The sequence below is a fragment of the Caballeronia glebae genome (assembly GCF_001545035.1).
Taxonomy (GTDB): domain Bacteria; phylum Pseudomonadota; class Gammaproteobacteria; order Burkholderiales; family Burkholderiaceae; genus Caballeronia; species Caballeronia glebae.
In genome coordinates, this window is the sequence record NZ_FCOJ02000072.1 from 1 (window position 1) to 14,995 (window position 14,995).

Genomic DNA, 14,995 nt, shown 5'->3' on the forward strand with positions numbered 1-14,995 from the left:
GCACGCGATGATGGCGTCGCGATGCAATATCTGATTCCGAACTGGAAGTTCGATAACAAGAAGCCGTGCCTCGTGCGTTAAAGGCTAGCCTTTCAAACGCTCGATGAGCGCGATTCCCGCCGCGGGATTGCGCTCCTTGAATCCGCTGATGACGTAGAGAAATACATCGCGCGATGCGGCTTTCGGCGCGGGCTTGCCGAAGCTCTGCAAGTCGTCCGGCGAGCCGCCCGCTGCCCACGTCTTCGCGCGCTCGGCCCAGCGATCGAGCGCCGCCTTCGCATAACCCTTCGCCTGCTTGTCCGTCGTGCCCATGATGCGCGCGTAGACGAACGGCGCGGTCACGTCCGCGATCTGCGGATACTTCGAATCTCCAGCGATCACTACCGCGACGCGATACTTTCGCGCGAGCGCGACGAACGCCGCGTCGCAAAAGCTCTCGTGCCGCACTTCGACCGCGTGACGAATCGCGCGTCCTTCGACTTTCGCGGGCAGCAGTTCGAGAAAGCGCTCGAAGTCTTCGGGATCGAACTTCTTGGTCGGCGCGAACTGCCAGTTGATCGGACCGAGCTTGTCCTTCAGTTCGAGCACGCCGCTGCCGAAGAAACGTTCGATGGTATCGCCCGCTTCGGCGAGCACCCGACGATTCGTCGCGTAGCGCGGCGCCTTCAGCGAGAACACGAAATCATCCGGCGTTTCGTCGCGCCACTTGATGAACGTCGCGGGCTTCTGCGAACCGTAGAACGTGCCGTTCACTTCGATGGAAGTCAGCGCGCGGCTCGCGTATTCGAGTTCGCGCTTTTGCGCGAGACCTTCGGGATAGAACGTGCCGCGCCACGGCTCGAACGTCCATCCGCCGATGCCGACGCGAATGCTCGCGGTCTTGCCTTTGGAGGCGGCCATCGACGCGACTACTTCCGGCCGACGAGATAGCTCACGCCGTGCGGCCCATACCGCTCCGAATGGTCGACGTTCGTCGTGAGATGGAAGATATCGCCGGCGCGATAGGTGTTCGCGTCGTCGCCGATGCGGATCGTGAGATCGCCTTCGAGGATGAGCGCCTTGGCATCGAACGGATGCGCGTGAATATCGAGCGAAGCGCTCGCCTCGCGCGTCACGGTGACGGCTTCGTTGAAACCTTCGCTGGAAAGCAGTGCGAGAAATTCGTCGCGGTGCATGCTGGCCGTTCCATGGAAAAGGGAAGGCGCGTCCGCTTTCGTGGAACGGACGCGCAGTGTCATGCACCCATGCTAATGCAGTCGAACCGGCTGCGCTGCCCGCTCAATTGCCGAAGAAAATGTTGCATTGCGGCCCGCGCGTGCAGGGCTTGGAGGCTGCGCTGTCCATCGTGCCCATCGTGGTTGCGCCGGCCGCGCCGGTCGTCATCGGCGAGCCGCCGTAGGACGTGTCGGTCGACTGGCTTTGCATGGCGCTTTGGGCAGGCGCGCTTGGGTCGGTCCAGGTATCGGCGGTGGCCTGTCCCGGAACCTGCGCGGTGCGATAGTAGGACTGCTGAGCCGATGCGAGGCCCGCAGTGACGAGTAACGAGGCGGCGAGCGCCGCCATGGCGATACGTGACTTCATGTTGACTCCTTGATCGGAAGGCGCGCTCGCGTGAACTCCGCGTAACGCTGTTCGCTAATTCGAATCGTCGATCCGCACGGAACGTGCCACGTGTGCCGTATGTGCCATGCATGGCGCGCCGGTCGGACGGACGTCGGCGCCGGTTCCCGATGCGGTTGCGTGTGCCGCGGCGGGTTGCCGAACTTGTTCGAATGCGATTCTCGCATGGCATCTCGCCGATGCGATGCAGACGGAGCGCCGGTGCGCTTGCCGGCGAAAGGGACCCGCGGGTCCGCAGAAGACGCATGCCGCGCTGCACACTTCGTTATAGGCCGCGTATGCGCGAATGAACAGCACAAATAAACGCACGCAGCGCTTCCAGTCGCATGCGTGGCGCGCGGCTGTCGATCGCGTCATCGTGGCTTCGGCTCTAGAATGCGAGGCGTGCTATTTCGCTTACTCACGAACGCAGGGACATCGCCGCCATGACCGTCACCATCTACCACAACCCGAAGTGCGGAACTTCGCGCAACACGCTCGCACTGATCCGCAACGCGGGCATCGAGCCGGCCGTGATCGAGTATCTGACGCATCCGCCGAGCCGCGAGACGCTCGTCGCGCTGATCGCGCGCGCCGGACTTTCGGTGCGCGAGTCGCTGCGCGAAAAGGGTACGCCCTACGCCGAACTCGGCCTCGACGATCCAAGCCTCGCCGACGATCAACTCATTGACGCGATGCTCGCGCATCCGATTCTCATCAACCGTCCGTTCGTCGATACGCCCAAGGGCGCGCGGCTCTGCCGGCCATCGGAGCTGGTGCTCGATATCCTGCCCGAAGCGCAGCAAGGGCCGTTCACGAAAGAAGACGGCGAAGTCGTCATCGATTCTTCCGGCAAGCGCGTGCGCTAACGCACCTTCGCTTTTGCTGACCGTTACCTGACGTTACCTTTCTGGCAAACCCGTTGCACCTGTATCCGGCCTCGCTTCTTAGACTGCATCTGACTTACAGAGCACTCGGTGCAAGGAGAAAGCGACATGAAGAAGAAACTTCTTGGTACGGCTATCGGGCTGGCGGGGATCGCGGCACTCGCGATATCGGCGTCGGCGAATGCGCACGTCGACGTGGCGGTGGGCTTCGGCGTGCCGGTGTATGCGCAGCCAGCGGTGCCGGTCGGCTATTACGGTTACGGCGATCGCGACGAGCGCTGGCGCGAGCGCGAATGGCGCCGCCACGAATGGCGCGAGCGCCGCTGGCATCATGAGATGCGCCGCGAGCAGCGTTGGCGCGAGCGTCACGACTGGTAAGTCGCGGGGAAAACGCGTTCGAACGCGGCGGGCCAAAGGCTGCGCCGCGTTTTTACATGCGGAATGCGACGCCGTGTCGCACAGTGGCCCATTCAAGGCGCGCCGATTTTGGCCGTAAACACGCGAGTGAGGTCGGATAATCCCTTTCAGCGAATCATCTCGCCGCACCGCGCGCAGTTCGAACGTGTCGGGCATCCGGCGTCGTCTTCCTCAAAGCACGAGCGATATCCCGTCCACTTTCAGCGATGTTCAGTCCCGTCAGCATTCTCGTCGTCACCGCGCTATCGAGCATTCTCTCGATACTGGTGCTGATTTCGCTGCTCTCGCACGCGATCGCCGGCGTCCCGCGCTGGCTTTGGGCCAACGTGCTCGCAATCGTTTCGCTCGTGCTTTTCTCCGTGCAGAACGTGGCGCCCGCGTGGCTCGGCATCGTCGCGGCGAATCAGTTGCTCGCGGCCACGATCCTGCTCATCTACGAAGGCTGCAACGATTTCTTCGACGTGCGGGTGCGTCCCGCGCAACGCTGGACGGGCTGGATCATGTGGTTCGGCGTGATGGCGGGCATCGCGTACTTCACCTACGTCGCGCCCGATGTGAACGTGCGCGTGGTGATCGTGTCGGCGTTTCATGCCGCGTGCGATCTCGCGATAGCCGGGCGCGTGCTGATCGAGCGTCCGAAGGAACGGCCGCGCTACAACTACTTGTTCGTCGCCGGCGCGGCGGCGCTCGGCGCACTCGGCCACACGGTGCGCGGCGCGATCTATGTCGCGAAGCCACCCGCGCACGCCGCGCTTCTCGAACCCGGCGCGATGCAGATCATGTTTCTCGCGCTCGGCATTCTCGTGCTGCCGTCGCTGTGCATCGGCCTCGTGATGATGGCGCACGACCGGCTTGCGCAGCGGCTCGAACGGCTCGCGCGTTTCGACGATCTCACCGGCGCGCTTTCGCGCAAGGCATTGCTGGCCGCCGCGGCCGAGCGTCTCGCGCGGGCGCGGCAAGACGGCGAGCGCGAGTTCGTCGCGGTCGTCGATATCGATCATTTCAAAAGCGTGAACGACCGCTACGGCCATGCGGCGGGCGACGAAGTGCTGCGCCATTTCGCGTCGATCGTGCGTGCGCGGATTCGCGAGAACGATGCGTTCGGGCGGATCGGCGGCGAGGAGTTTTGTCTCTTCTGCACGGCGGAGCGCGCCGAAGACATCACCGCACTCGTCGAGCGGCTGCGCAAGACCGTCGAGGCGACACCGTGCGCCGTGCCCGGCGGCGTGCTGCATTACACCTTCAGCGCGGGTATCGCGGCGTGGGACCGGCGCGAGCCGCTCACGGCGCTGATGGCGCGCGCCGACGGCCTGCTCTATGCCGCGAAGGTCGCGGGCCGCAATCGTGTGAAGGCGCCCGCCGCCGACGCGCTCGTCTAGGCCTCTTCGACGTCGGCGTATTGCTGACGTTCGTCTTCCGGCTTGTTCATCCAGCGCCGTAACAGACGCTTCTCGACGGCGCGCCCGATCGTGAGCAACGCGATCATCAGGATCATCGCGATGAACGCGACGCTCCACACACCCAGTCCGCAAACGATGCCGACGGCCGCCGTCACCCAGATCGACGCCGCCGTGGTCAGCCCGCGCACGCGATTCTCGCGCGGATTTTGCAGGATCACGCCCGCGCCGAGAAAGCCGATGCCCGTCACGATGCCCTGCACGGCGCGCGATACGTCGGCGTCGTGCGCGAGCGACATCGAGAAGCCTTGCGCACACATCGTCGCGAGGCACGCACCGAGCGAAACGAGCCCGAGCGTCTTCATGCCGGTCGGCTTGCCGTGCAGATCGCGATCGATGCCGATGATGCAGCCGATCAGCATCGCGGACAGCATGCGCAACACGGCGTCGACGAGAATGGGATAGGGAAGCATCGCGTATCAAAAGGTAATCGTAAGCCGGGCCATCTCCGCACGAGGCGCCCACGCACGCGCAATTTTGGCGCGCTAACGTGCGGTTCCGATCCATGCCGACACACAACGAGGAGACAAATTGAGTCAATTGCCCAAATTCACGATGGTCGATGCGGCGCCCGCGCCCGTCGGCCCTTTCTCGCACGCGGCCGAAGCCGACGGCTGGGTGTTTCTGACCGGCCAGATGCCGACCGATCCGGACGACGACGGCGCGCCGCTGCCCGAAGGCGTCGCCGCGCAGACGCGCCGCGTGATGGACAACCTGATTCTCGTGCTGAACGGCGTGGGCCTCGCGCTCGACAACGTGGTCAGCGTGCGTATTTTCCTGACCGAGTTCAAGCGCGACTACGACGCGATGAACGCGGTGTACCGCGCGTACTTCCTGCCCAAGCCGTTGCCGGCGCGCACGTGCATCGGCGTGACTGGCCTTGCGCGCGATGCGCTCGTGGAAATCGATCTCGTCGCCAAACGTCCGTGAGCGCGATCATTCGAGTTTCGACGCATCGACCCAGCGGAACGTGAGATTGATGCGCTCGCCGCGCGCACCCGGTTGCTTCGGCACGCGATGCACCCATTCGCGCTGCGTGAGCCCGCGCATCACGAGCAGGCTGCCGTGCGTGAGCGCGAGCGTGTGGGTCGCGTGCGTGCGCGCGTGACGGAATTCGAACGTGCGCGTGGCGCCGAGACTCACCGATGCGATCACCGGCTCCGGCCCGAGCTCGCGTTCCTTGTCGGCATGCCAGCCCATGCTGTCCAGCCCGCTGCGGTAGCGGTTCAGCAGCACGCTGTTGAAGCGCGCATCGCAGGCGGCTTCGGCGCGCTCGCGAAGTTGCGCGACGGCGGGCGTCCACGGCTGCGGCACGTTGCGGATGCCCGAATAGACATAGACGGCGTCCGGCTCGCCTTGCCACGCGGTCAGGCGCGGCAGCGGCACGCGGCCGCCGGGCGTTGTCATCGTGTCCTGCTGCCAGGCCACTTCCGCGATCAGCGCGCCCATCAGATCGGAGGCTGCGTCGGCGTCGATCCAGTCCGGATGCCACGCGACGTCGGGCTTGGGAATGTCGTCGAAGAGATCGAACATGACTGTGTTGCGCAACGGCGGCGGAAGAAGCATTCACGATAGCAGAGCCGCCGCGCGCCGTAATTGCCGGTTCATTGCCTTGTACGCGAAGCCGCTGTGCTACATTCCCCGGATCATCTCAATAAAGTCGTGCGAGGGTCCGAACATCCGCTTCGTCCCTTTCCGCGCGACGGCGACTCACGGGGAATGGCATGAATATCACCGCCGAAGCGAGCGGCGGCGCGGCGCAGTGCCGCCGCATCCTGCTCGTCGACGACAGCGCCGATGCGGCGCTTGCCATGTCGATGCTGCTCGAAGCGCTCGGCCATGAAGTGCGCACCGAGCATGACGGTCCACGCGCGCTCGCATCGATCGATGATTTCAAGCCGGATGTCGTCGTGCTCGATATCGGATTGCCGGGCATGAACGGCTTCGATGTCGCGCGCGAGATGAGAAAGCGCGACGCGACCCGAAGCGCGCTGCTGCTCGCATTGACCGGCTGGGGCAGCGACGCCGATCGGCAGAGCGCGTTCGACGCGGGCTTCGATCATCATCTGACGAAGCCCGTCACCATCGGCGATCTGGAAGCGCTGCTCGCGAGACCCTAGGCGCTTTACTCCACGCGCAGCCGCGCCATGTACGGCAGGTGATCGGACAGCCACGCGGTGTCCTGCGTCGGCACGAGCCATTCGACCGGTTTCAGGCCGCGCACGAACATCTTGTCGAGCGCGAGCGCCGGTGAGAACGCCGGGAACGTGCGGCCCGATTCGCCTAGCATCGTCGCGACTTCGCTCATGCCCAGTTCGGCGAAGAGCGGCACGGAGTCGTTGCGCCAGTCGTTGAAATCGCCCGCGAGCATGAGCGGGCCGTCCGGCGCTTCCTTCGCGATCCAGTGCGCGATCCAGTTCATCTGACGCAGCCGCGCCTGACGCGTCAACGCGAGATGCGCGCACAGCAACGTGATGCCCTGCCCGGCGAAGGTCGCGCGCGCGACCAGCAAGCCGCGTTTTTCGAAGCGATGCGCCGAGATGTCCCAGCGCCCGGAGAGATCGAGCGGATGCGGCGAGAGAATCGCGTTGCCGTGCCGCCACGACGGCTTGAGCACGTTCGGCCCGAGCGCGATCTGCAATTCGAGCGTCGTGGCGATCTCGGTTGCCTGACAATGCCAGACATCGTCGAGCGGCGCGCCGAGCGGCTTGCCGAAACCGCTCGCGAGCACGGGCTGCGGCATGCGCCGCGCCATCGCTTCCTGGAGAAAATAGACGTCGGCGTTGGTGGTCTGAACCCACCGCTGCATCGCGTTCCAGGCGCGCAGGCCGAGGGGCGAACGGCCCTTGTGAAGATTCCAGCTGACCGCCGTGAAGTCCGGCGTGGCCGAATGCGCGGACGGGGCCGGTGGAAGATGTTCTGGGTTTCGCATGCGTTCTTTGTCTTGAGCGGCGGCCTTTTGAGGCTATGTCGCCGCGATTGTCATTGCGCCGCCGTCGACGAGCCGAGGCTCGCGCGTACGCGGTATGCAAGCGACGGGTTGCTGTCGATGATCTGCCACTGTCCCCATTCACCCGGCTTGAGCACGAGGCCCGGATGCGAGCCGCTCACCTGGCGCGGCACCGGCGGCACCTTGCAGCCGGACGTCGACGTGCGCGAGTTGTCCTCCTGCAAGGTTTCCTGCGCGTCGATGGCGAGCGTGATGTCGTCGGCGCTCGCGTGGGTGGGCGAGATGGTGATCGTGCGTTGCAGATCGATGTCGCCCGCGGGCTGATCCGCGCAGCCGACGCGGTTTTGCACCTTGTTGTGATGCGTGTCCGTGCGCGCCTGCCCGACGTTCGTCGTGCCGGAGAAGGAGTCCACCTGTTGCCCGTCGCGCACGACCTGCAACTCCCACGTGACTGGCTGCGTCGGCGTGCCTTGCGCGTGCGCGCCGAACGCGGCGAGGCCGGCGCCCGTCATGAGCGCGACATTCAGAAAGGCGGTGCGTATCGTTTTATGCATTGAAGGCGACTCCTGCGCGCGGACTGTTCGGATGGCGGCGCGTCTTGCGCGACCGCGGGATCGGCGTTCCTCGGCGACTTCGTTGTGACACGGCGGCGCGGCTGCGGTTCAGCCAGCCAGCGAAACACAATTGTTGACGAACGAAACGAAGCTCAACCTGAGCCTGAAACGGAGCAGGTTTCGAACCCGCTCGCCGCGTCGGTCCCGACGATGATACTAGCGCGCGCGCATCACGACCTCATCGATGAAAACTAACGTGCGGTTAGCAGCACACGCGTTCGACTGCTCGCTTGCACGCGGTTTTGGCGTCGATACACTGGATTCGTCGACCATAAAAATTGACGGGGTGTGACATGACGACGGCCGTGGTCAAACAGGAACTCGCGGTGGCATCGTTCAGCAAGGTCTACAGTCTCGACGACGTGGAGTCCGCGCTCAACGATCTCTCCGAAGGCGCGAACGACGCCTTGCGCGCCACTTACGAAAAAATGCTCAAGGTAGGCAATCTGCGTTTCTGCGTGAAGCCGAACCGCATGCCGTCGGTTGACGATCTCGCCGCCGATCTGCCGAACTTCGAGGAGCCGCTCGCCGATATCCGCAAGCAGATCGCGCTGTGCCTCGAAACCGACGATCGCCTCGAACTCATGCCGATGCTGCTGCTGGGCGAGCCGGGCATCGGCAAGACGCATTTCGCGAAGCAGCTCGCGCGGCTGCTCGGCACGTCCAGCCACTATGTCGCGATGAGTTCGCTCACGGCGGGCTGGGTTCTGTCGGGCGCGTCGTCGCAATGGCGCAATTCGAAACCCGGCAAGGTGTTCGACGCGCTCGTGAACGGCAGCTACGCGAATCCCGTCATGACCGTCGATGAAATCGACAAGGCCACCGGCGACGCGCAATACGATCCGCTCGGCGCGCTCTACGCGCTGCTGGAGCACGACACGGCGCAGACTTTCGTCGACGAATTCGCCGAAGTGCCGATCAACGCGGGCAACGTCGTGTGGATCGCGACGGCCAACGACGCGCGCGCGATTCCCGAGCCGCTGATGAACCGCATGAACGTCTACGAAATTCCGTCGCCCGACCGCGACGGCGCGCGGCGCATCGCGCAGTCGATTTACGCCGAAATCCGCAATGCCCACACTTGGGGCGCGCGCTTTCCGGAAACGCTCGGCGACGCGCCGCTCGACGCGCTCACGCAAGCGTCGCCGCGCGGCATGCGGCGCGCGATGTTGAACGCGTTCGGTAACGCGCGCATCGACGCAAGGCATCACGTCGAGGCGCGCGACATCCAGATCGATCGAAATGCACGCAAAAAAGCGATCGGTTTCTGAAGAGCGCTATTTGCGAAATTGTCAAAAAGGCCGTCAAAACCTGTCATTTTTGACATCTGGCGGCCAGATTCTTGCCTTTTTCTGAATTGCACCGGAAAACGAAGCAATCCATGTACGTTTGTTGTGTATCGCGCAATAGTCTCGAACGTAGAATAGTTGGGACAAATCTGCCGCGGACAAAGACATGGATCGGATCGAGTGCGTAGTAATCGGAGCGGGCGTCGTCGGACTGGCGATCGCCCGCGCCCTGGCCAAGCGCGGACGCGAAGTCATCGTGCTGGAATCGGGCGAGGGCATCGGCATCGGCACGAGTTCGCGCAACAGCGAGGTGATTCACGCAGGCATCTACTATCCGCGCGGATCGCTGAAGGCGGAACTCTGCGTGCGCGGGCGCGACATGCTCTACGCGTTCTGTCAGGAACACGGCGTCCCGCACCGGCAATGCGGCAAGCTGCTCGTTGCCACGGCGCGCAATCAGGTACCGCAACTCGCGGCGCTGGAGCAGAAGGGCATCGAGAATCGAGTGAAGGGGCTCGCGCGCATCAGCGGCGCGCAGGCTGCGGAGATGGAGCCGCAACTGCAGTGCGTCGAGGCGGTGTGGTCGCCGCTGACGGGCATCGTGGACAGTCATCAATACATGCTCGCGCTGCAGGGCGAGGCGGAGAATCACGGCGCGAACATCGTTTTCCATACGCCGGTCACGTCCATCGATGCGCGCGAGGGCTGCTTCATCGTCGAGACGGGCGGCGCGTCGCCCGCGCGTTTGCGCGCCTCGTTTCTCATCAACAGCGCGGGCCTGCATGCGAACGAGATTGCGCGGGGCATTCGCGGGCTCGACGATCGTCACGTGCCGCCGCTTTACTTCGCGAAGGGCAATTACTTCAGCGTGAGCGGACGCGCGCCGTTCGAGCGGCTCATTTATCCGATGCCGAACGAAGCCGGGCTCGGCGTGCATCTGACGATCGATCTCGGCGGCCAGGCGAAATTCGGCCCGGACGTCGAATGGGTGCCGGCGCTCAATTACGACGTCGATCCGCGCCGCGCCGATTCCTTCTACGCCGCGATCCGCGCATATTGGCCGGGCCTGCCCGACGACGCATTGCAACCCGCCTACGCGGGCATCCGGCCGAAGCTGTCCGGTCCCGGTCAGGCGGCGGCGGATTTCGTGATCCAGGGCAAGTCGGCGCACGGCGTGCCCGGGCTCGTGAACCTGTTCGGCATCGAATCGCCGGGATTGACCGCATCGCTCGCGATCGCCGAACGCGTCGCCGACATGGCGCGCTGACCAAGATGCTACTTTTCGCGGTCCCTTATCTCTAACATTTGGCGTCGTCGACGCGCTTCCAGATTGCTATGCTCGGGTGTCGCCGTCGCCAAGAACGGCGCTTGGTCCCCCAATACAACATGGAGCGAGTCACCATGAAGACATCACGTCGCACGTTTCTCATCACCAGCGTGGGCGTCGCCTCGACGTTCGCGCTCGGATCGAAGGCAGCCTTCGCCGCCGACGCCGCCAAAGTCGCGGAAAGCGATCCCACCGCGCAGGCACTCGGCTACAAGGAAGACGCGAGCAAGGTCGACAAGGCCAAATTTGCGAAGTACGCCGCCGGGCAGGATTGCGGCAACTGTCAGTTCTATCAGGGCAAGCCGACGGACGCCTACGCGCCGTGCCCGATGTTCAGCAACAAGCAGGTCGCATCGAAGGGCTGGTGCAGCGCGTATGTGAAGAAGGCATAACCGCGATCGATGTCTTTTCGGGAAGCGCGCCCGGTCGAAAGGCCCGGCGCGCTTTTCTTCGTGTTCATTTAGCTTGATCGGGAGAAAAAGCGTCTTTACACTCGCGAAGGCAAAAAGAGCCGCGCGTGCGCATCTTTTAGAACAAAGCGCGGACACCCAAGCCAATGACCTTAGGGGATCGCATGCCAGGAAGAGCATTGAACGCGCGCGCCGTGACGGCGGCGGTCATCGGCAACGCGCTGGAGTGGTACGACTTCACCGTGTTCGGCTTCATGACGGTCGTCATCGCCCGTTTGTTCTTTCCGAGCGACAGCGATTATTCGTCGATTCTTCTGACCACCGCGACCTTCGGCGTCGCGTTCGTGATGCGGCCGGTCGGCGGCATCGTTCTCGGGCTCTATGCGGATCGCGAGGGGCGCAAGGCGGCGCTGACGCTCGTCATCGGACTGATGACGCTCGGCATTCTCCTGCTGGCGATAGCGCCGCCGTATTCCGCGATCGGCGTCGGCGCGCCGCTCGTTATCGTGTTCGCGCGGTTGCTGCAGGGATTTTCCGCCGGCGGCGAGTTCGGCAGTTCGACCGCGCTTTTGATCGAAGCGGCGCCGTTTTCGAAGCGCGGCTTCTACGGCAGTTTCCAGATGGCGAGCCAGGCGGCTTCGCTCTTGCTCGGCGCGATCGTCGGCGCGGCGATTTCGCGCGGACTGTCGCCCGAAGCGCTCGATTCCTGGGGATGGCGCGTGCCGTTCATCCTGGGTCTCGTGATCGGGCCAATCGGACTGTATATCCGCCGCAACATGGCCGATACCGAAGCGTTCCTGCACGCGAAGAAGACGGCGCGCCGCGCGACGCTCGGCGAGGTGTTCAGCACGCATAGCCGCGAAGTGCTGTGCGGGCTCGGCTCGGTGATCGCGTTGACCGTGACCGTGTACGTGCTGATCGCCTATCTGCCCACTTTCGCCGTCAAGCAACTGAAGTTGCCGTATGGCCAGTCGTTCACGGCGTTGATCGTCGGCAATCTTCTGCTGACGGTGCTTTCGCCGATCGCGGGCGCGTGGTCGGATCGCATCGGGCGCAAGGGCCTGTCGCTGTGGTCGCTCGCGATCACGCTCGTCATCATCTATCCGCTCTTCGCGTGGCTCGCGGCGGAACCGAGCGTGATGCGGCTCATCGTCGTGCAGGCGCTGCTGTCGATCGCGTTGTCGGGCTACTATGGGCCGTTCGGCGCGCTCATCGCCGAGTTGTTTCCGGCGCACGTGCGCTCGACGGGACTTTCCCTTGCGTACAACATCGCGGTGATGATCTTCGGCGGCTTCGGGCAGTTCATTGTCACGTGGCTCATTCGCGTGACGGAATCGCAGCTCGCGCCCACTTTCTATGTGATGGGCGGGCTCGTGCTCTCGCTGATCGCGGTGGCGTGCATTCCGGCGACGCGCCATGCGGACGTCGACGAAGCGCGTGACTTCACACGCTAGGCGGAATTCGAATGAAAGTGATCGAAAGCGGCAAATTCACGGCGGAGCGCGCGTGGGGCGCGCTCGATATCTGCGTGATGAACGGCACGTCGTGCCGTCTGCACTGGACCGACAAGCCGTACAAATGGCATGTGAACGACGGCGAGGAAGTGTTTGCCGTGATGCAGGGCGAAGTGCGAATGCACGTGCGCGACGGCGAAGGCGAGCGCACGTTGACGCTGCGCGCGGGCGACATTTTTCATGCGCAAGCCGGCGACGAGCATTTCGCGGAGCCTGTCGGCGAAGCGCGGATTCTGGTGATCGAGAAGGAAGGGAGCGTTTGACGGACGCCCGTGATCATTTGCCCATCGTTGTGCGGTTCAGCACGACGGCGGGAAATGGTCAGGATTGTTGAATTAATCCGATGCGGTCGCGCCGGATCCACGAAGGAGCTTCTTATCGTTCGCTGCCGCGGCCACTACGCCGACAAACGGCAGCGTGGCCGGGCATCGAATTACCGCTCCAGCCCAGCCTTCACCAGCAATTCCGCCAGCGCTTCCGTCAACCCGCCTTCATGCGCTTCGGCGCGTTCCTTCAACTGCTTCACGAGCTTTTCATCGAGCTTGCACGCGAACGGCACGAGTCCCTTCGCCTGATCGAGCTTGCGCTGCTCGCGCCGATCGGTTTTCTGCGCGTCCGCGGCGCCTACGCGTCCAGGGCCGCCTTTCTTGAGGTCGTTGGCAAGTTTGAATGCCTTGGTCTGTTCCAATTGGAATTTGTTCACGTGATGCTCCAGTGCGACGATTGATTGCAAAGATTGCAAACCCCGTATTGTATGTGAACAGACTTTAGCGGTCCGCCTCCGCCAGCGCATCGATGCGCTCCCGCATGCGCCGCCAGTGCGATCCTTCCCAGAACACGCGATGACACACGTCGCAGGTCACGAAACGCGCATGCCGCTCGCGCACGCCTTCGGGCACGCGGCCGTCGATCTCGCCGGGCACGGCGGCACGCAATGGCGCGTTGCACATCAGGCAGAGCCGGAACGCGCGCACATGCGGCGCGAGATCGAAGCGCTCCGAAACCTCGCGGAACTGGTCGTCGGCTTGCAGCGTGCGCACATAACATCCGCGCAAAACGGTGCGGCGCTTGAGCAATTCGCGATCGCGCGTGAGCACGATGCACGATTCGTCCTGCGCGAGCTGCTCGATTTCGTCGTCGGGGAAGTTGTTGTCGTAGCGCGTGTCGAAGCCCGCGAGACGCAGCAGTTGCGCGAGTCCGCCGAGATGCGCATCGGCGATGAAACGCAGATCGGCGGGGTCGAGCGGCGGGCGCAGCAATAGCGCGCCGTTCTCCATGCCGGCGGGCGCGTGACCCGCGGGATAAACCTCGATGAGATCGTCCGGCTCGATCTGCGCGTCGAAGCCGACTGCGCGGCCGGTCTTCACGATCAGATCGACTTCCGTATGCGGCACGCCGAGCGCCTCGATCATGTGCTTGGTCGAAGAAGACTTCGCGCACGCGCACGCGAACGTGTGCCCGCGCAGGGATCGAGCGAGGAATTCGTTCAGTTCGCGATGGAAGTGAAAGCGCGCCTTGACCATGTCGCAGTATCGCATTGCACGCTTCTGCGCGCTTTCCGACGATGTGCTCTACTGGCGCTCGGTCCGCGCGCCTTTACGCGCGCGCGGCGAGCGGACAAGGCAAAGGGGCACACGAGCATGGACATCGGATTCATCGGACTGGGCGAAATGGGCGGCGCGATGGCGGAGCGCGCGCTCAAGGCGGGACACACGGTGCGCGTCTGGAATCGCTCGCGCGACAAGACGCGCGCGCTCGCGGATCAGGGCGCTTCAGTGGTCGATACGCCCGAGCAGGCGTTCGCCGGCGACACCGCGTTCTCCATGCTTGCGGACGACAACGCGCTGCGCTCCGTGCTTGTCGATGGCGGCCTGCTCAAGCACGCGCCGAAGGGCCTCGTGCACGTGAACATGGCGACGATCTCGGCGGCGCTCGCCAGCGAACTCGCCGAACTGCATGCGCAGCACGGCGTCGCGTATGTCGCCGCGCCGGTGCTCGGGCGGCCGGACGTCGCGGCGGCGGGCAAGCTCAACATTCTGGCGGCGGGCGCGAGCGACGCGATCGACCGCGTTCAGCCCGTCCTCGACGCGCTCGGTCAGAAAACCTGGCGCGTCGGCAGCGAACCGCAGCACGCGAACGTGCTCAAGCTCGCGGCGAATTTCATGCTGGCATCGGCGATCGAGAGCTTTGGCGAGGCGGCGGCGCTCGTGAACGGCCACGGCATCGAATCGCAGACGCTGCTCGACGTCATCACGAATTCGCTGTTTCCGGGGCCGGTGTATCAGGGCTACGGGAAGATGATCGCCGAGCGACGCTACGAGCCCGCGCTCTTCAAGGCGCGTCTCGGACTGAAGGACGTGCGTCTTGCGATCGCCGCCGGGGATGCCGTCAACGTGCCGCTGCCGGTGGCGAGCGTCGTGCGCGACAATCTCGTCGACGCGCTCGCTCACGGCGACGGCGAGAAGGATTTCGCCGTGCTCGGTCAGGTGGCGGCGCGCCGCGCCGGGCGCTGATTCCATTCTCGCGGTGTG

The 14,995-nt window shown here is 64.3% G+C and carries 20 protein-coding genes; 11 read left to right on the forward strand and 9 right to left on the reverse strand.

Translation table 11 applies throughout. The features are described from left to right. Positions 1–84: 84 nt before the first annotated feature. The 3 genes from AWB82_RS31740 to AWB82_RS31750 all read right to left on the reverse strand — a co-directional run bounded on the left by AWB82_RS31740 (position 85) and on the right by AWB82_RS31750 (position 1,581). On the reverse strand, positions 85–900 hold the full coding sequence (locus tag AWB82_RS31740) for a DUF72 domain-containing protein (RefSeq protein ID WP_086973262.1): 816 nt from the start codon (positions 898–900) through the stop codon (positions 85–87). An 8-nt stretch (positions 901–908) separates the two neighbouring features. Further along, positions 909–1,175: a cupin domain-containing protein gene (locus AWB82_RS31745; RefSeq protein WP_086973263.1), complete on the reverse strand. Its 267-nt coding sequence runs from the start codon at positions 1,173–1,175 to the stop codon at positions 909–911. A gap of 103 nt (positions 1,176–1,278) precedes the next feature. Next, on the reverse strand, positions 1,279–1,581 hold the full coding sequence (locus AWB82_RS31750; RefSeq protein WP_143756946.1) for a hypothetical protein: 303 nt from the start codon (positions 1,579–1,581) through the stop codon (positions 1,279–1,281). 464 nt (positions 1,582–2,045) lie between these two features. Here AWB82_RS31750 and arsC point away from each other — a divergent pair, with 464 nt between their 5' ends. The 3 genes from arsC (at position 2,046) to AWB82_RS31770 (ending at position 4,282) form a co-directional block, all read left to right on the forward strand. Further along, complete coding sequence (gene arsC, locus AWB82_RS31760; protein WP_086973266.1) at positions 2,046–2,468, forward strand: arsenate reductase (glutaredoxin); 423 nt, start codon at positions 2,046–2,048, stop codon at positions 2,466–2,468. Positions 2,469–2,594: 126 nt separating this feature from the next. Beyond that, a complete protein-coding gene (locus AWB82_RS31765) occupies positions 2,595–2,864 on the forward strand; it encodes a hypothetical protein (RefSeq protein WP_086973267.1) in 270 nt (89 codons plus the stop codon). A gap of 245 nt (positions 2,865–3,109) precedes the next feature. Continuing rightward, complete coding sequence (locus AWB82_RS31770; protein WP_086973268.1) at positions 3,110–4,282, forward strand: GGDEF domain-containing protein; 1,173 nt, start codon at positions 3,110–3,112, stop codon at positions 4,280–4,282. Here the strand turns inward: AWB82_RS31770 and AWB82_RS31775 are convergent. Further along, complete coding sequence (locus AWB82_RS31775; protein ID WP_086973269.1) at positions 4,279–4,773, reverse strand: MgtC/SapB family protein; 495 nt, start codon at positions 4,771–4,773, stop codon at positions 4,279–4,281. The genes AWB82_RS31770 and AWB82_RS31775 overlap by 4 nt on opposite strands. Positions 4,774–4,891: 118 nt before the next feature. On the opposite strand from AWB82_RS31775, the gene AWB82_RS31780 reads away from it, so the two are divergent. Next, positions 4,892–5,290, forward strand: coding sequence for a RidA family protein (locus AWB82_RS31780; RefSeq protein WP_086973270.1), 399 nt, complete (start codon positions 4,892–4,894; stop codon positions 5,288–5,290). A 6-nt stretch (positions 5,291–5,296) separates the two neighbouring features. Here the strand turns inward: AWB82_RS31780 and AWB82_RS31785 are convergent, their stop codons facing one another. Beyond that, positions 5,297–5,893, reverse strand: coding sequence for an alpha-ketoglutarate-dependent dioxygenase AlkB family protein (locus AWB82_RS31785; RefSeq protein WP_086973299.1), 597 nt, complete (start codon positions 5,891–5,893; stop codon positions 5,297–5,299). A gap of 191 nt (positions 5,894–6,084) precedes the next feature. Here AWB82_RS31785 and AWB82_RS31790 point away from each other — a divergent pair, with 191 nt between their 5' ends. Next, entirely contained in the window at positions 6,085–6,480 is a 396-nt protein-coding gene (locus AWB82_RS31790) for a response regulator (RefSeq protein ID WP_086973271.1), read from the forward strand. Between the two features lie 5 nt (positions 6,481–6,485). On the opposite strand, the gene AWB82_RS31795 is transcribed toward AWB82_RS31790, so the two are convergent. Together AWB82_RS31795 and AWB82_RS31800 are read right to left on the reverse strand one after the other, a co-directional pair. After that, on the reverse strand, positions 6,486–7,292 hold the full coding sequence (locus AWB82_RS31795; protein ID WP_086973272.1) for an endonuclease/exonuclease/phosphatase family protein: 807 nt from the start codon (positions 7,290–7,292) through the stop codon (positions 6,486–6,488). Positions 7,293–7,342: 50 nt separating this feature from the next. After that, the gene (locus AWB82_RS31800) at positions 7,343–7,864 is read right to left on the reverse strand and encodes a hypothetical protein (protein WP_086973273.1); all 522 of its coding nucleotides are present in this window, start codon (positions 7,862–7,864) and stop codon (positions 7,343–7,345) included. A gap of 353 nt (positions 7,865–8,217) precedes the next feature. Here AWB82_RS31800 and AWB82_RS31805 point away from each other — a divergent pair, with 353 nt between their 5' ends. The 5 genes from AWB82_RS31805 to AWB82_RS31825 all read left to right on the forward strand — a co-directional run bounded on the left by AWB82_RS31805 (position 8,218) and on the right by AWB82_RS31825 (position 12,727). Next, positions 8,218–9,195 (forward strand): AAA family ATPase, encoded by a 978-nt coding sequence (locus AWB82_RS31805; protein WP_086973274.1) that lies wholly within the window; start codon positions 8,218–8,220, stop codon positions 9,193–9,195. 184 nt (positions 9,196–9,379) lie between these two features. Further along, a complete protein-coding gene (locus AWB82_RS31810) occupies positions 9,380–10,480 on the forward strand; it encodes an NAD(P)/FAD-dependent oxidoreductase (protein ID WP_086973275.1) in 1,101 nt (366 codons plus the stop codon). A gap of 134 nt (positions 10,481–10,614) precedes the next feature. Further along, positions 10,615–10,932 carry a high-potential iron-sulfur protein gene (locus AWB82_RS31815; protein ID WP_086973276.1) on the forward strand — a complete coding sequence of 106 codons (318 nt, stop codon included), beginning with the start codon at positions 10,615–10,617 and terminating at the stop codon, positions 10,930–10,932. Between the two features lie 182 nt (positions 10,933–11,114). Further along, positions 11,115–12,404 carry an MFS transporter gene (locus AWB82_RS31820; RefSeq protein ID WP_086973277.1) on the forward strand — a complete coding sequence of 430 codons (1,290 nt, stop codon included), beginning with the start codon at positions 11,115–11,117 and terminating at the stop codon, positions 12,402–12,404. Positions 12,405–12,415: 11 nt separating this feature from the next. After that, entirely contained in the window at positions 12,416–12,727 is a 312-nt protein-coding gene (locus AWB82_RS31825) for a cupin domain-containing protein (RefSeq protein ID WP_086973278.1), read from the forward strand. 170 nt (positions 12,728–12,897) lie between these two features. Here AWB82_RS31825 and AWB82_RS31830 read toward each other — a convergent pair whose 3' ends face one another. Both AWB82_RS31830 and AWB82_RS31835 read right to left on the reverse strand, forming a co-directional pair. Beyond that, complete coding sequence (locus tag AWB82_RS31830; protein WP_235023519.1) at positions 12,898–13,167, reverse strand: hypothetical protein; 270 nt, start codon at positions 13,165–13,167, stop codon at positions 12,898–12,900. Positions 13,168–13,231: 64 nt separating this feature from the next. Continuing rightward, on the reverse strand, positions 13,232–13,987 hold the full coding sequence (locus AWB82_RS31835) for a Mut7-C RNAse domain-containing protein (RefSeq protein ID WP_086973280.1): 756 nt from the start codon (positions 13,985–13,987) through the stop codon (positions 13,232–13,234). Here AWB82_RS31835 and AWB82_RS31840 point away from each other — a divergent pair. After that, positions 13,961–14,977, forward strand: a complete 1,017-nt coding sequence (locus AWB82_RS31840) for an NAD(P)-dependent oxidoreductase (protein ID WP_268811046.1) — start codon at positions 13,961–13,963, stop codon at positions 14,975–14,977. The genes AWB82_RS31835 and AWB82_RS31840 overlap by 27 nt on opposite strands. Positions 14,978–14,995: the final 18 nt, after the last annotated feature.